This is a genomic window from Aeribacillus sp. FSL k6-2211, from assembly GCF_037966125.1.
GTDB classification, from domain to species: Bacteria; Bacillota; Bacilli; order Bacillales; family Aeribacillaceae; genus Aeribacillus; species Aeribacillus composti.
In genome coordinates, this window is record NZ_CP150190.1 from 1,490,515 (window position 1) to 1,507,302 (window position 16,788).

Below are 16,788 nucleotides of genomic sequence, written 5' to 3' on the forward strand. Positions count from 1 at the left end.
AAAAAAACTTGTACTTTCTTTATGATAGTATGAGCAGTAAAAAAAAGGATTGAACAAGGATGCTAGTAAATATTCGTAATCGATTAGTTTCACTATCACCAGCTCAGATGCTTGCTATTTTTTATTTTTTAGCTATCACAGTTGCGGTCATTTTGCTCAGTTTGCCGTTTGTTCACAAACCGGATGCCGAATGGACGTTTTTGGATGCATTGTTTACTGCTGTTAGTGCAGTAAGTGTAACAGGGCTGACAACTGTTTCAATTATTGATACGTTTACCGTTCCGGGGATTTTTATTTTAATGATTGTTCTCCAAATTGGCGGCATCGGCATCATGACGTTGGGCACATTGTTTTGGCTCGTTTTAGGCAAAAAAATAGGCTTAAGGGAACGTCAGTTGATTATGGTTGATCAAAATCAATTGAATTTGTCCGGCATTGTAAATTTAATGAGGCAAATTATGTTGATGATTTTGATTATTGAACTGATCGGCACCATCATATTAGGCACATATTATTTAAAATATTTTCCGGAATGGAAGGAAGCTTATTTGCATGGCATGTTTTCTGCCATCAGCGCCACAACGAATGCCGGCTTTGATATAAGCGGTTCGTCGCTCGTACCTTTTGCACATGATTATTTTGTCCAAATGGTTCATATTATTTTAATGACGCTGGGAGCTATCGGATTTCCAGTTTTGATTGAGACAAAAAACTTTATTTTGACAATTGGAACAAAAAGGACATACCGGTTTTCCTTGTACACAAAATTGACAACTGTGACATTTTTCGCATTGGTCGTTATTGGAACAATCCTGATCTATCTAATAGAATCAAGCAATTATTTATCTGATAAAAGTTTTCTCGAATCTTTCTTCTATGCTCTGTTTCAATCAGCTACCACAAGGAGCACAGGGCTTTATACAATGGATGTCAGCATGTTCAGCGAGACGACTTTGCTGATTATGTCCATATTTATGTTTATAGGTGCTTCGCCAAGCTCTGTGGGTGGCGGGGTTCGAACGACTACCGTTGCAGTCATTTTGCTAGTTGCCTTTCATTTTGCGAAAGGTTCCAGCACGGTGAAAGTATTTAAACGGGAAATACACCCAGATGATATAAAAAAATCAATTGCCGTTATGACAGTTTCTGTTATTTTGTGCTTAACTTCGATTGTCATATTATCTGCAACAGAACGGTTTACGTTAATGGAAATTATCTTTGAAGTTTGTTCAGCCTTTGGAACAACAGGGCTTTCGCTTGGCATTACACCTGAACTTAGTCCGATCGGAAAAATCATAATCATGATCATGATGTTTATTGGTCGGATCGGCATTTTATCGTTTATCTTTTTAATTGGAAAACAGAGGAAGGAAGCCAATTATCATTATCCGAAAGAACGGGTAATTATTGGATAAAAAAGAATTGTGATAAAATCATAGGGGAGAGGGGGAATTTTTGTGCGGATTCGAAAGCTTTTTTTTAGTGTTTTTGTCGTGCTGGTGCTTTTTTCGGGATGTTCTAAAGATCCAAAGCCGGAGGATCGTTTTGCAGACTTTGTTGCCAATTGGAGAGACCAAAATTTTTCGGAAATGTATGACCAATTGACTGCCAATGTGAAAAAAAATATCAAAAAAGACGAATTTGTTTCCCGCTATGAAAAAATTTATCAAGATTCAGGTGTGAAACAGCTGAAAATCGACTTTAAGAAACCGAAAGAAGAAATAAAGCCTGATAAAAACGGAAATATTACATTCCCATTTGCTGTTTCAATGGAAACATTAGCGGGGAAAATAAGCTTTGAAAACAAAGCCGTTTTAAAAAAAGAAGAAACAGATAATGGAAACGATTGGCGAATTGAATGGAATCCTTCCTTTATTTTTCCTCAGCTTGATGAAGGAGAAGAAATTTCCATCCAGCCGATCGCGCCGGAAAGAGGGGAGATTTTTGACCGAAATGGAAAAGGACTTGCCATCAATGGCCTGTTGTTTGAAATCGGTGTAGTACCGGGAGAAATGAAGGAGCAAAAAGAAACCATTTTGGAACAAACAGCGAAGCTTCTTGAAGTTTCCAAGGAGGAAATTGAGAAAAAATTATCCCAAGGCTGGGTGAAGGAGGACTCATTCGTCCCGCTGAAAATCGTAAATCCGGCTGACACAGAGCTTGTCAACAAACTTTTAGCCATTCCTTCCGTTAAGAAAAAAAATGTAACGGGAAGAATGTATCCTTTTGGCGAGAGCGCTGCCCACTTGACTGGCTATTTGCGGTCAATGTATAAAGAAGAGCTTGAGAAATATGAGGAAAAAGGGTACAGCTCTTCTGAGCAAATTGGCGCAGCTGGATTGGAGCAAGTTTTTGAAGATGAGCTGCACGGAACGACAGGCTGGATCATCAAAGTAAAAGGAACAGATGAAGTGATCGCCAAAAAAGAAGCTGAGAACGGAAACGATATTTACCTTACAATTGATGCTGATCTTCAGCAAAATATTTACAAAGAATTATCAACTGATTCCGGTGCAAGTGTCGCAATCAATCCAAAAACCGGAGAAACTCTGGCTATGGTCAGTGCACCGTCCTATGATCCGAACGATTTTTTGACGGAATACAAGAAGAAAAAAGATGATCCGAATAAACCGTTTATGGCTAAGTTCAAAAATTTGTATACACCTGGTTCTGTTTTAAAGCCGCTCACAGCAGCGATTGGGCTCAATACCGGAACGATTGATCCGAATAAAAAGATTTCCATTCCAAAAGATACTTGGCAAAAAGACGGGAGCTGGGGCAATTATTATATTAAGCGGGTTCCATCCCCTGCAACACAAGTTGATTTGCGCGCTGCTCTTGCCTATTCAGATAATATTTACTTCGCCCAGGCTGCTTTAAATATTGGAGCCGAAAAATTTATAAAAGGACTAGAGTCCTTTGCATTTAATGAAAAAATTGATTTTCCGTTTCCTGTTGAAACATCGAAAGTTGCAAATAACGGTATGGATAATGAAGTGCTTTTAGCCGATTCTGGATATGGACAGGGACAAATTCAAATCACTCCTCTGCATTTAGCATACACCTTTACAGTATTTATCAATGGCGGAAACATGATTAAGCCCGTATTAATAAAAGAAGAAGAGAAGACACCATCCAATTGGAAAAGCCATGTTGTTTCAAAGGAACATGCGAATTTGATTTTTCAAGATTTGATTCAAGTGGTGGAGGATCCGAACGGAACGGCATATAAACCTCGAACTCCAGGATTGAAGCTGGCTGGAAAAACAGGAACGGCAGAGCTGAAAGCGGCAAAAGGAGAAAAAGGTCAGGAAAACGGTTGGTTTGTTGCTGTTGATGCGGATAAAAAAGATCTTTTAATAACGATGATGATTGAACGTGTTGAAGATCGCGGAGGAAGCCATTACGTGGTTTCAAAAGTAAAAAATATTTTCAAAGCTAGAAAGTAAAAAAGGTCAACCATCCATTGCGAAGATGAATAGAATAAACGAATTTCAGTGTTGTCATGAATCGCTTCTTTCATTGTTTGGCAGTTTTACGAAATTACGCCAAATAAGAGCGGTTCTTTTTTTATGCAAACAAAGTGCTAAATCATCACTTTTTTTAGCTGCAAAACAGAAAACGGTCCAAAATTGCCGAATAGCTTGAAGTATAAAACATCAAAATTGCCGCATAACCCGTTATAAAAGAAGCACAAAATACCCTTGCGGAGTAATCGAAAAAACTTCTAAAACATTGACGATTGGGCATCCATATGGAAGCACATCCCTTTTTCCATCTTTTATAGAAACAGCTGAATAAATGGTTTGTTTCTGAAAAAGATAAAAAAGAAAGGAGCATTCCTGTTAGAAGTTTTTTCGGGGACTTGAATAAAAAAAGCCCTCTTGGTATGATTCGGGGGTGTCAATCAACCGAATTGACCCCTAATTTGGATACCAAGGAGGACTATACATGAATTCTATCTCAAACAAGAAGATTAATCAAGTCACCGATCAAACGCTGGTTGTTGGGATGGATATTGCAAAGAAAAAACATTATGCCTGCTTTGTGGATGAGCGAGGGAGGGTGTTAAAAAAGCCGTTTCCCGTTCCGCAATCTAGAGAAGGATTGGAATGGTTGTACCAGTGCATCGTGGAAGCCATGAAGGAATTTGGAAAAACCGAGGTGATCGTTGGCATCGAGCCAACGGGACATTATTGGCTCAATCTCGCTTACTTTCTTGACGAGAAGGGCATTCCTCTCGTCATGACAAACCCGATGCACGTGAAGCGCTCCAAAGAGCTGGACGACAATCTTCCAACCAAGCATGATGCGAAAGACGCGCTCGTCATTGCCCGGTTAGTGAAAGACGGCCGATTCAGCTATCCGCGTATTCTGAAAGGGATGGAGGCGGAGCTGCGCGTGGGAGCGACATTTCGCTCCAAATTGGTGGAAGAACAGGGAGCGATTCGAAATCAAATGATTCGCTGGCTTGATCGATATTTTCCGGAGTTTTCCCAAGTCTTCCTGTCATTTGGGAAAATGGCGCTCGCGGTGCTGGAATATACGCCATTTCCGAGTGATCTGGCAGGAAAAGAACTAGAAGAGGTGCTGGCCCTTTACCGGAAAAGTGAGGGATTACAATCGCCACAAAAACCGAAAGCGAAGAAGTTGATGGAATTGGCCCAACACTCCATTGGCGTAACGGAAGGACAACAGATGGCCCGTATCGAAATTGCCACGCTTGTCCGCCGATACCGCCAACTGGAAGAAGAAATCGAGGCACTGACAGAGCAGCTGATCGAACTCGTACAGACATCGGTCGAGTACGAATGGTTGAAGACCGTTCCGGGCTTAGGCGATGCGACCATCGTAGAACTGTTATCAGAGATCGGGAGTTTCTCCCATTATCAGGATCCGCGGCAGCTTATCAAATTAGCGGGCCTGACGCTGCGGGAACATTCCTCCGGCCAACACAAAGGGCAAAAACGGATCTCCAAGCGTGGAAGAAGGCGGTTGCGCGCCCTTCTGTTCCGGGTGATGATGCCGATGATCCGCCACAACGAAGCGTTTCGGCAGCTGCACGACTATTACACGACACGTCCTGATAATCCGTTGCGGAAGAAGCAATCGATTGTGGTGTTATGCGGAAAATTATTGAAGGTATTGCACGCTGTATGTACGAAGCACCAAGCGTTCGATGCGAAGCGAATGATGCAGGACATCTTTGGCCTCGAAACGGCTGCTTGATGCCTATAGTCTCGATTCTCTAGACAACAAGGATGACACGGAGAAGCTGGCGCGATATCATCCATTCGACCTTGAGTCCCTAAAGGAGCTTAGCCGGCCTCTGCCTGATGACTAGACCGAACGAAGGAATGTAGGCACAAGGATGCCAAGAGACATGGGAGGGTTCGTCATCATCAGCGATGCAGAGATCCACGGTGCATCCCATACGCTTCCCCCACTACAACCAAATTTAACCAGTAGTGGCCGCGAAGCGTACCCAGTCAATGTAAGATATACACATATTTAAGAAATAATGTTAGAAACTTTGTCGAAAAATATTTTTTTGACACCCCTGAAACGGCTACAACCGTTGATATATCAACATTTATAGAGGGAGGATGCAGATTGAAGAGGAAACAAGCATATAATCAAGCAGAAAAAACGAGCAAAACACCGACAGAAAGCCTTCCTGAAAAAGAATTTTCAGCATCCTATACAGATGAAGACCCGATGAAAGGGGCTAACCGAAATTCAAAAAAGGGGAAAGCACATGGATCATAATAAAAACGTAAAGAACAAAAAAGATGTGAAACAAGATTTGGAATTTGGCAATGAACTGGGAGATTTTAATGCTGCGAAAATTTACGATATTTTAGAAGAAAACAAAAGAAAAACAAAAGGTGAGGGATGTTAAGCTTCCCTCACCTTTTTCAGCGCAGTATACGGAAAAGAAAACATATGCGGCTGGTGATCGCTATAGTTGTAATAAACTAACAAAATTGCCGGCTCTTTTACTAATATCTTTTTTTGCAAATACAGCTCAGGATTAAATGGAAGAATTTCTAAAACCGTATGCTTATATAAATCTTTTTCCGAAAGAGACAGATTTAAAAAGGTTTTTCCAAGCATTTCAGGGTTGGACAGGATAAATTGATAGATTGCTGATTGCTCCTGTTTTTTAAGCTTTTCATCCCACCATGGCTTTCGCGGCTTTTGCTTCTGATTGCGCAAATAATCGTATTTCAGAAACCCTTCAACAGTTGGCAAATGTTCTCGTTTGCGTTCTTGAATAAACGAAAATAATCTTCGAAACAAATCTTCGAGCTGATGACCAATTCTTGCCCATCCGCGTTCATCCCAGTAGGCGCCAAATTCTTGAAAGAAATCAAAAGGCGTCTCAAACACTTCTTCTACTAAATATTCTACTGTCGCGTCCATTCGATGGTCGTTCCAAAATTTCTCAAGAACATCTTCCACCTGTTTAATTTTGAGAATATCTTCAAAAGAGAGAACGTTGTTGCTTAAAATTTCGTATGGCGGTTCATCCATATACACGTAGCCAAAATGTTTAGCTCCAATTCGAAGACCAGTCCCTCTGAGCATTTTTAAAAAACCAAGCTGCAGTTCTTCAGGTCTTAATGCAAACACATCGTTAAAAGTTTTGCGAAAAGAGTTGTAGTCTTCTTCAGGAAGTCCGGCAATTAAATCAAGGTGCTGATCTATTTTTCCGCCTTGTTTGATCATCGTCACCGTTCTGGACAGTTTTGCGAAGTTTTGCTTACGTTTCACTAATTCGTTTGTGAAATCGTTTGTTGATTGAACGCCGATCTCGAATCGGAAAAGTCCTTTCGGTGCGTTGTCATTTAAAAATTGAATCACTTCCGGGCGCATAATGTCGCCAGTTATTTCGAACTGGAACACGACGCCTGGAACATGTTCATCAATTAAAAATTGAAACATGTCCATCGCATATTTCCGGCTGATGTTAAACGTTCGGTCGACAAATTTAATTGTTTTCGCACCGTTTTTCATTAAATAGCGAATATCTTCCTTGATTTTCTCCCGATCAAAATAACGAACCCCAACCTCAATGGAAGATAAGCAAAATTGGCAGTTGAAGGGGCAGCCGCGGCTCGTTTCAATATAAACAATCCGTTTGCTAAGATGTGGCACATCTTCTTCAAATCGAAAAGGCGACGGCATCATTCGCAGATCAATTTTGTTCCTCTGCGGATTTACAATGACTGCTCCGTCTTTTCGAAAAGCTAAACCGCTCACGTTTTCCCATTCTTGGTTTCCATGTGCTTCCCGCAAAAACTGCTTAAACGTTTCTTCCCCTTCTCCTACGATAATAAAATCAATCTCTGGGATTTTTTCAAGCCATTCTTTCGTATCATATGATACTTCAGGCCCACCAAAGACAATGATGGTTTCCGGCTTTATTTTTTTCAGTATTTTCGCCACTTTGATTGTTTCTGCAATGTTCCATATGTAACAGCTAAAACCGATTATGTCCGGTTTTTTTCGAAACAAATCTGTTACAATGTTCATCGCGGGATCTTTTATCGTATATTCTGCCATTTGAACTTGAAATTCTGGCTCGGCATATGCTTTTAAATAACGTATAGCCAAGTTCATATGAATGTATTTGGCATTTAATGAACTGACAATGATGTTCATATTTCCACACCTTTTTCATAATGGATATTGAGAAGTAGCGATTTTCTACATTATTGTAACATATTCTTTTCAAATAAGAAGAAGCAGGGATTCACCCATTTGATAAGTTTTTCGTTCGCGTTCTTTTCCGTTTCTATCAATCACCTTAACAAGTCTACGGCTATAAAGCATATTCGTCGATTGTTTTGTCATTTTAACTGGTACAGTAAAAGTGAGTTACGTATTAGACGTTCGTAACGATGAAGCATTGTTTAAGAGTTTAGACAAATTTCTCTTTTTTTATGATGAAGTTTCATTCAGTCATTTGCGCGATTTCGTAGACACAGGTCTATGATTCCTTCCAAAAAAGTTGTCAAAAAAGAAAAAGTTTATGGTGAGACGCTGTTATTTTTTCGCCAACACTTTGATTTTTATAAGTCTTTTCCAGTAAAATAAATGTACCGATATTTTGGACTTCATTTTGTTTAGTTGAACTTTGGGGTGAAGCAAATGGAATATAAACAAATCAAACCGAGAAAGCTTTATGAAGAAGTGGCGGAAGCCCTTTTAGATATGATTAAAAAAGGAGAAATAAAACCTGGAGAAAAATTGGAATCCGTTCATCAGCTTGCTGAAAATTTTCAAGTCGGCCGTGCAGCGATTCGTGAAGCATTAAGCGCATTACGAGCAATGGGGATTGTTGAAATGAAACAAGGGGAAGGAACGTTTGTAAAAGAGTTTGATCCCATGTCATTCACGTTTTCTCTTTCGACAGCGGCGTTAATGAATATGAAAGATATTGAACATTTATTAGAGGTTAGAAAAATATTAGAAGTCGGTGCTGCATTTACTGCTGCAGCAAAGCGGACGGAGCAAAATCTCCATGATATGAAAGCTGCGCTTGACGAAATGCTTATCCATATAAACGATGAAGAATTAGGAGAAAAAGCGGATTGGAAGTTTCATAAAGCGATCGCAGCCGCTACGCAAAACCCCATTTTATTAAGCTTAATGAACAATGTAGCCGACATGATTGTTGAAACGATGCGGGAAACACGAAAAATTTGGCTTTATTCAGAGCAAGTAACCGCAGAACGAATTTTTCAAGAGCATAAAGCCATCTTTACAGCAATTGAACAACAAAACGCGGAAGAAGCACAGCATTTAATGCTCGCACACCTGACAAATGTTGAAAAGGTTTTGAAAAAACATCATAAAGCCCATATAAAAACAGGGGCTAAAACAGAGTCTTTTTAACTAGGAATTGACATATGATGCAAGCGTTTTTACACATGCCGTCTCTGACTTGAACTGACAAAAGAACTGTTGTTTTTTGCGGCAATAAAAAATTTTTCGGGAGAAACCCGTTTGGGCAGCACTGAAAACCAACCGCATCCTGTATCCACAAGGAATTCGTCAATCCGCCAAAGAATTTGCCCGTTACATCGATGTTTCCGATACCCACCTCGTGACCGTGGGAGGGGAAACGTATCGAGTGTATCGCTACGAAGGGGCATTGAACGACATTCCAAATGCGGTGGTATTGTTTTGTTGGAAAACCGATCAACCGATGACGAGCGAGCATTTGCGTTGTTTTTTAAGTACAGACACAAAAACTGAGTGATCAGGCTATTCTTGAATACTATGCGAAACGCTGGTCGATCGAAAGCTACTTTCGGCAAACGAAAGAAACATTAGGTTTCGATCGATATCGAATCCATCATGAGTAAGGCATTAGCGATATTGGACCATCGACAATTTACGTATATCTATTGCATGACAGAACATTCAAGTGATTTTTCAACCGGTCTTGCGAGTGTAAGATCGAGAAAAATTCACAATCTCACTGAGTTTATTTATTACGAAGCCCAACGAGGAGTGCCACTAGATTCCATTAAACACCAGTTACGAGTGGCATTAGGGTATTTTTGTTTTCTTTTTAAAGATGGTAATAAATGTAATGGAATTTACTCATCTACAGTTTAAGTTTAAAAGAAAAAATCTACATAAAGATTATGTAGATTTATTTTTTTGTTCTTCTCTTATTTGCAAAAGTTTAGGTATTTTCTCGCTAAAAATTGTTTCAATGTCATTGATTATATTTTCTTTTGTAATGTCTTCTGTAGAATATTTAAAATTTCCAAGCTTCCCATAAATTATTTTTAGAAATGATTTTGCATCTTCTTCAGGAAGTTCTTCAATTATAGCTAAAATATCATCTAAATCCAATCTTTCATTAGGGTTCTCCATAATATTACCTCCTCGTATACTAAGTTTCAGAAAGTTTTTTTATCGAATTTCCAGTCCGATACGCTCCTTGACAATCGCATATCTTGGGTGGTTGCCTTTGTGGGAGGGGCGCGCCCCTCCCACAAAGGGTTCAGCGTACCGGGGTTGGACTTTTCGCAATGTTCCTGGATAATGGTCTTAGGATCATCGGGGATACTCTTCTCACTCCTGTAGCTTTGACTACTTGTAAAGTCTGTCTTCCCGGCTCCTGTTTGGACGTCTAACCCGCAGGCTGTTCCCGTTGGTTTTCCCCATGCTGGAAGGAGCAGCTTCCAGGGCAGCCCATGGTCCAACGTGAGTTCTCATATGCGAGGGTGACTGGTCAACAGGCGCGATCCGGGGGCATCCCGAAGAGTCCTACCCCTCGATCCTACAACAATAGGAGGTGATCTCATGAAACTCTACGTCGGGATCGACGTGAGCTCACGCGACTTAGCCACCTGCATTATGGATCATGAAGGAAATACGTGCGCACGCTTCAAAGTGGATAATCATCTTCTGGGCGCCACCTTCCTTCGGGATCAAATCCTCCTGTGGGCTAACAAGCGAAAGCCAACCGAAATTCTGATCGGGATGGAAGCCACCTCGGTCTACAGTTGGCATCCAGCTATGTTTTTCCACCAGCAGGAGGCCTTGCAGGCTTGGAACGTCAAGGTGTTTACGATCAATCCAAAGCTCATTCGCAAGTTTAAAGAAGCCTATGTCGACTTGGAGAAAACGGATGACATCGATGCTTGGATCATTGCGGATCGGCTTCGCTTCGGCCGTCTGAAGATGACGGCTGTCCTCAAGGAGCAGTTTCTCGCGCTTCAGCGACTGACACGCATGCGATATCATCTCGTCCACCAGTTAACCCGTGAGAAACAGTATTTTCTCCAGCACTTGTTTTACAAATGCAGTTCCTTTACCCAAGAGGTGGACAGTTCGATCTTCGGACATGCCATTCTCGAACTGCTGCTTGAGTCGTGGAGCCTCGATGACATCTGCCAAATGGATGTCAAGCAGTTGGCCGACTTCCTGCGCCAAAAAGGGCGCAATCGCTTTGCCGATCCGGAATGCATCGCCAAGTCGATTCAAAAGGCGGCCCGTTCGTCGTATCGGTTGTCCAAGTGTGTCGAGGATTCCATCGACTTGCTGTTAGGGCTGTCGATTCAATCAATCCGCAGCCTGCAATCGCAGCTCAAAGAGCTCGATAAAGCCATTACCCGCCATCTTGAAGGCATTCCGAACACACTGCAAACCATCCCAGGCATCGGACCGGTTTATACCGCAGGCATCCTGGCCGAAATCGGGCAAATCGAGCGGTTTCACAACCAGGCCGCCTTGGCAAAATATGCCGGCTTGACATGGTCCAAGCACCAATCGGGCCGTTTTCAAGCCGAGGACACCTCCCTCATTCGTTCCGGCAATCGCTATCTCCGTTACTACCTAGTGGAGGCTGCCAACTCGGTGCAACGGCATGATGCGACGTTTCGTGCGTACTACCGGAAGAAGTATGAGGAAGTGCCCAAACACCAACATAAACGAGCCCTCGTCCTCACCGCTAGAAAACTCGTGCGTGTGATCGATGCGCTGCTACGCAACGGTCAAATCTACACGCCAAGAAAGGGGGAAGATCGATAAGAGGATCGATCTGGTATACCAATATCAACCTTTAGACCCAGTTTATTACATGTACCAATACTGGGTTTCTTCAGTATTGCCTTTTTTCGGATCATCGGACAAGGGAATTTCCAATTTCTATGATTTTTCACCTTGACATATTACCGCAGGACTTTAATCATTACACTTATATTCTATCGAAAATAACACAATATATAACATGGGAAAATGGTATAATTTGTTATATAAAAATAGAGTCTAGGAAATTTAATTACTAATTTCGGGTCTTTTGGGGGGAAGCGGAATTTGACAAGAGGATACTTTGGAGTTTTCAATGCCATTTTCAAAAAAATACATGCCAAATAAACCCACATATGTATATTCGAATTAATAAGCAAAAAATAAAAATGGTTCTGTTCGTCAATATCTACAAATATGTCGTACATTTCGTGTAGACAATAAAGTTCGGCAACAAACGCTTATAATCTAGGGGGGTTAGAGCATTTATTAGAGAATGGCTCTGTCGATAAATAAATCGAGGGATTAATCAAATTTTCAGAGCGTTACTTTGACCGAATTCACGGGCAAGGCTCTTCCTCTTCTGTCTCCGTGCTTTGGACAAAAGAGTTTGGGCCGGTTTATCTGTTCCGAAAGGTATGGGAAAAGTTAGGGCTTGGTCGGCTATTACGTAAAATCATGGATGATTCCGAGGCTGCTTCTCAGTATGACGAAGCCGTTTTTGCCATGGTGTTAAACCGTCTCATGGATCCCAATAGTAAGTATGATATCTTCAAACAATGGATCGACACGGCGGCTTTTTTTATGAATAAAGCAAGCATATTCCTTTCTAGTCATCAGATGACCTGTTGACTAAAGATAAAAAAAGCGATAAAGTGAAAAGAAAAGGGTTACATCTAAGTTGAAACTGTTTCACAAGGCGGGGGGAGCAAATTGAAAGTTTCATTATTTGTCACATGTTTAGTGGATGTATTTAACGGTTCAGTAGGCAAAGCAACAGTTGAGCTTTTAGAAAGACTTGGATGCGAAGTAGAATTTCCGGAAAGCCAAATTTGCTGCGGACAGCCTGCCTATAACAGCGGATATGTTCAAGCGGCAAAAGAAGCGATGAAAAATATGATTCTCACCTTTGAACATGCCGATTATGTTGTCACACCTTCCGGATCATGTGCCACGATGTTTAAGGAATATCCGCACATTTTTGATGAAGATCCGGTTTGGAAAGAAAAGGCGCAAAAGCTTGCAAATAAGACGTATGAATTAACACAGTTTATTGTAGATGTTTTAAATTTGGAAGATGTGGGCGCAACATTAAAAGGAAAAGCAACCTATCATACATCATGTCATATGACCCGTCTTCTTGGAGTTCAGGAGGCACCATTTAAATTGCTGGCAAACGTGAAGGGGCTTGAATTGGTTCCGCTTCCAAATGCATATGATTGCTGCGGCTTTGGCGGAACGTTTTCCGTCAAAATGGAACAAATATCTGAACAAATGGTTGATGAAAAAGTTCGGCATATTGAGGAAACCGATGCCGACTATTTAATCGGGGCAGACTGCGGCTGCTTAATGAATATTGGGGGGAGAATAAGCAGGAAAAATAAACAAGTGAAGGTCATGCACATTGCTGAGGTGTTAAACAGTATCGAATAATGGAGGGGGGAAAGCAGGATGGCAATGAAAATTTCGGATCAGCCGTTTGATCAAAGGGTGCAAAAAAATATTGAAAACGATTTTATGAGAAATGCAGTCCAAGATGCTCAAGAAAGGCTGAGAAAAAGACGTCTGGAAGCTGCTGAAGAGCTTGGCAATTGGGAAGAATGGAGATCGCTCGGTGAACAAATCAGAAAGCATACATTGGAAAATTTGGACTATTATTTACACCAGTTAAGCGAAAATGTTGCAAAAAGGGGCGGACATGTTTTTTTTGCTCAAACAGCGGAGGAAGCGAACGATTACATCCAAAGCGTTATCAAGAAAAAAAAGGCTCGCAAAATTGTCAAATCGAAATCGATGGTGACGGAAGAAATTCATATGAATCAATGTTTGGAGGAAGCGGGCTGTGAAGTTATTGAAACGGATCTAGGCGAATATATATTGCAGATTGATGATCATGATCCGCCTTCGCACATTGTAGCCCCAGCCCTGCATAAAAATAAGGAACAAATTCGAGATGTGTTTCAGCGAAAACTTGGGTATGAGAAAACAGAAAAGCCTGAGGAGCTTGCACTCCATGCGAGAAAAATGCTTAGGGAGGAATTTTTAACAGCGGATGTCGGCATCACAGGATGCAATTTTGCCATTGCCGAGTCCGGATCGTTTTGTTTAGTGACAAATGAGGGAAATGCCCGCATGGTGACGACCATTCCGAAAACACAAATAACTGTCATGGGGATGGAAAGAATAGTTCCAACATTCGAAGAACTTGATGTGCTTGTCAGTCTTTTGACAAGGAGTGCAGTCGGTCAAAAATTAACGAGCTATATAACGGTTTTAACTGGTCCGAAACAAAAAGAGGATGTTGACGGACCGGAAGAATTCCATTTGGTGATTGTTGATAACGGACGAAGCAAAATTTTAGGAACTGAATTCCAGCCTGTTCTTCAATGCATTCGTTGTGCAGCGTGCATTAACGTCTGTCCTGTATATCGGCATATAGGCGGCCACTCGTACGGATCGATTTACCCAGGTCCGATTGGCGCTGTATTGACGCCGCTTTTTGGCGGTTATGATGATTTTAAGGAATTGCCTTATGCTTCCACACTATGTGCCGCTTGTACGGAAGCATGCCCCGTAAAAATTCCGCTTCATGAACTTCTCCATAAGCATCGGCAAGTAATTGTCGAGCGGGAAGGACGAGCGCCAATAAGCGAGAAGCTGGCGATGAAGGCATTTGGAATAGGAGCATCGAATCAAAAACTGTATCAGTGGGGAACAAAACTGGCGCCAGCAGCCCTCAAACCGTTTTCGAAAGACGGGAAAATTTCCAATGGACCAGGTCCTTTGAAAAATTGGACGTCCATACGTGATTTCCCGGCACCGGAAAAAAACAGCTTTCGCGAATGGTTTCACAATCGTAAAAAAGAAAGTGGTGATCGTTCATGAACGGAACGATTCAAAATCGAGATTCGTTTTTGCAGATGATAGCTCAAAGGTTAGGACGAAATCCCCGGAAGGAAGGGGTGGAACGGCCCAGCTGGTCATTTCACCCTCAAGAAAAAACACTTGCTGGTTATTCTTCCGACGAACTGGTTGATGCATTTATAAAACAATGTAAAAATGTTCATGTCGATGTATACAGAACGACTTCCAAATCATTGAAAAATACGCTGAAAGAGGTGATTGCTTTTTATGGAGGCGGTCCGATTGTGACGTGGGACGATCATCGGTTTGAAGCATTCGGGCTGATGCCTTTTTTATTGGAGGAATTGCCAAACGAAGGAACAGACGTGCATATATGGGATCCTGAGCTTGGAAAAGAAAATATTCAAATTGCGGAAAGAGCAAATATCGGAATTACGTTCAGCGATTATACACTGGCTGAATCCGGAACGGTTGTCTTGTTGAATGGGGGAGGGAAAGGAAGGGCGGTCAGCCTTTTGCCGACAACGTATATTTCCATTATTCCGAAAAGCACGATCCTCCCTAGAATGACACAGGCCGCCAGAAAATTTCATCAAATGGTGGAAAAAGGCGAAACGATTTCTTCCTGCATTAATTTTATTACAGGACCGAGCAATTCAGCGGATATTGAAATGAACTTAGTGGTTGGCGTACATGGGCCAATTAAAACAGCCTATCTCATTATTGAAGATTGCTGAATGGATTGACTAAAAAATTGAACATCTGGCGAAGTCCATCGAGGGGCCTCGCCAGATTTTTTTGGCAAATGTTCGAATTTTCCATACCCCGCTAGGACCTCTGACTTATGACTTGTTTTTAAAGTTAGAAAGTTTAGGAACTGCGACGCCTTTGAAGTTATTTCTCTAACTACTCTAGATTGTTGTTTCAGCATCTCGGACTGTAGAAAAGACCTATTTCTGAAAAGCTATTAGAAGCCGTTCTATTTATGTGATGTGACTGTCTGTGTGCGTCAGCCCCGGTCTTATAAGCCTTTTACTATTTTTTTTAGCATTGTCGCTCGAAGTTCAATGATTGGCTGTGCGATCGTTTTGACAAAGCGGCTCGACAGCAAGAATGTAACGACAATTGAAACAATGGCGAATACCGTGATGCTTTCTATTTCTGTAAGCCAGCTTTCAAGTTCGCTGTCTCTGAACGATTGAATGATAAATCCGTGCAATAAATAAACGTAAAAAGTTCTTGTGCCCCATTCAGTGAAAAATTGACGCTTTTTCGGTATTAACGAGAAAAATCCGAACGTCGTAATCAAAGTAAGAAAATAAAATCCGAGCCGCACCAGCCCTGAAAAGATATCCGTTTCGCCAAAAGCTGAATAAGGCATGGAACCGAACAGCCACTCATACTCAAAAGGCAAATAGAAATACGTCACAAATGTAAGCAACAGAGCACTTGCCCCTAAAGATCTTGCAGGCAGCTTCGTCATCATGGCAAAATGTTCTTTCTTTAAATAAAAACCTATTAAAAAAATAGGAAAAAAGACTAGTGTACGTGACAAGCTCAAATAGTTGCTGATGAAATCAAAATATCCAGCTGCAATACCGATAAAGAACGAAAGTCCTAAAGCGACCAATTTATTCAATTTAGAAAACGGGATCAGCATGACGTTCCAGAAAAACAAACTTATTAAAAACCAGAGGGACCAGTGCGGATTCAAAGGATCAATTGAATGGAGCAGATTGTCGCCTTTAATCAAAACATAATAAACTGTATAGATGCCATGAAAAATGAAATATGGCAAAATGAGTTTTTTGGCTATTTTTTTAACGTATCCCTGTTTGTTAAACCCTTTGGCAAAAAAGCCGGAAATTAAAATGAACGCAGGCATATGAAACGTGTAAATAAATTTGTATATGTTCATCATAATGTAATTGTCTTCAATCATCGATCGAATAAAATGGCCGAACACGACAAGAAGAATTAATATAAACTTGGCGTTATCAAAGTAGCTGTTCCTCTCATTCATGTTATCACCTTCAAAAAAAGTTTCGATTTAAAATATAAGACAAATTCAACATTTTGTAAACAGTCGTACTGAAAGGTACATCGAATTGACTAAATTGACAGTGCATGAAGGATTCTAACGTAATT

At 41.1% G+C, this 16,788-nt stretch carries 13 protein-coding genes and 1 pseudogene; 11 read left to right on the forward strand and 3 right to left on the reverse strand.

What is annotated here, in order from left to right:
* Positions 1–59 precede the first annotated feature (59 nt).
* From NSU19_RS07300 to NSU19_RS07320, 5 genes are all read left to right on the forward strand, one after another.
* Positions 60–1,415, forward strand: coding sequence for a TrkH family potassium uptake protein (locus NSU19_RS07300; protein ID WP_339199565.1), 1,356 nt, complete (start codon positions 60–62; stop codon positions 1,413–1,415).
* 48 nt (positions 1,416–1,463) lie between these two features.
* On the forward strand, positions 1,464–3,449 hold the full coding sequence (locus tag NSU19_RS07305) for a penicillin-binding transpeptidase domain-containing protein (protein WP_339199981.1): 1,986 nt from the start codon (positions 1,464–1,466) through the stop codon (positions 3,447–3,449).
* A 502-nt stretch (positions 3,450–3,951) separates the two neighbouring features.
* Complete coding sequence (locus NSU19_RS07310; protein ID WP_339196343.1) at positions 3,952–5,229, forward strand: IS110 family transposase; 1,278 nt, start codon at positions 3,952–3,954, stop codon at positions 5,227–5,229.
* A 384-nt stretch (positions 5,230–5,613) separates the two neighbouring features.
* The gene (locus NSU19_RS07315; RefSeq protein ID WP_094245525.1) at positions 5,614–5,769 is read left to right on the forward strand and encodes a hypothetical protein; all 156 of its coding nucleotides are present in this window, start codon (positions 5,614–5,616) and stop codon (positions 5,767–5,769) included.
* Entirely contained in the window at positions 5,759–5,902 is a 144-nt protein-coding gene (locus tag NSU19_RS07320) for a hypothetical protein (protein ID WP_339199568.1), read from the forward strand. The genes NSU19_RS07315 and NSU19_RS07320 overlap by 11 nt, the downstream gene beginning before the upstream one ends.
* On the opposite strand, the gene NSU19_RS07325 is transcribed toward NSU19_RS07320, so the two are convergent.
* Positions 5,899–7,668: a B12-binding domain-containing radical SAM protein gene (locus NSU19_RS07325; protein ID WP_144598529.1), complete on the reverse strand. Its 1,770-nt coding sequence runs from the start codon at positions 7,666–7,668 to the stop codon at positions 5,899–5,901. The two genes, NSU19_RS07320 and NSU19_RS07325, sit on opposite strands and share 4 nt — an antisense overlap.
* Positions 7,669–8,157: 489 nt before the next feature.
* Between NSU19_RS07325 and NSU19_RS07330 the strand changes: the two genes are divergently transcribed.
* Together NSU19_RS07330 and NSU19_RS07335 are read left to right on the forward strand one after the other, a co-directional pair.
* A complete protein-coding gene (locus tag NSU19_RS07330) occupies positions 8,158–8,904 on the forward strand; it encodes a FadR/GntR family transcriptional regulator (RefSeq protein WP_063389375.1) in 747 nt (248 codons plus the stop codon).
* 109 nt (positions 8,905–9,013) lie between these two features.
* Positions 9,014–9,564, forward strand: a pseudogene (locus NSU19_RS07335) (transposase); the annotation flags it as partial.
* 96 nt (positions 9,565–9,660) lie between these two features.
* Here NSU19_RS07335 and NSU19_RS07340 read toward each other — a convergent pair.
* Positions 9,661–9,897, reverse strand: coding sequence for a hypothetical protein (locus tag NSU19_RS07340; protein WP_339199572.1), 237 nt, complete (start codon positions 9,895–9,897; stop codon positions 9,661–9,663).
* Between the two features lie 432 nt (positions 9,898–10,329).
* Here NSU19_RS07340 and NSU19_RS07345 point away from each other — a divergent pair, with 432 nt between their 5' ends.
* The 4 genes from NSU19_RS07345 to NSU19_RS07360 all read left to right on the forward strand — a co-directional run bounded on the left by NSU19_RS07345 (position 10,330) and on the right by NSU19_RS07360 (position 15,377).
* On the forward strand, positions 10,330–11,559 hold the full coding sequence (locus NSU19_RS07345) for an IS110 family transposase (RefSeq protein ID WP_027725928.1): 1,230 nt from the start codon (positions 10,330–10,332) through the stop codon (positions 11,557–11,559).
* Positions 11,560–12,489: 930 nt separating this feature from the next.
* Complete coding sequence (locus NSU19_RS07350) at positions 12,490–13,209, forward strand: (Fe-S)-binding protein (RefSeq protein WP_063389374.1); 720 nt, start codon at positions 12,490–12,492, stop codon at positions 13,207–13,209.
* Positions 13,210–13,227: 18 nt separating this feature from the next.
* Entirely contained in the window at positions 13,228–14,661 is a 1,434-nt protein-coding gene (locus tag NSU19_RS07355; RefSeq protein ID WP_063389373.1) for a LutB/LldF family L-lactate oxidation iron-sulfur protein, read from the forward strand.
* A complete protein-coding gene (locus tag NSU19_RS07360; protein WP_339199575.1) occupies positions 14,658–15,377 on the forward strand; it encodes a lactate utilization protein C in 720 nt (239 codons plus the stop codon). The genes NSU19_RS07355 and NSU19_RS07360 overlap by 4 nt, the downstream gene beginning before the upstream one ends.
* A 284-nt stretch (positions 15,378–15,661) precedes the next feature.
* Here the strand turns inward: NSU19_RS07360 and NSU19_RS07365 are convergent, their stop codons facing one another.
* Complete coding sequence (locus NSU19_RS07365; RefSeq protein WP_066247926.1) at positions 15,662–16,663, reverse strand: acyltransferase family protein; 1,002 nt, start codon at positions 16,661–16,663, stop codon at positions 15,662–15,664.
* Between the last annotated feature and the right edge of the window lie 125 nt (positions 16,664–16,788).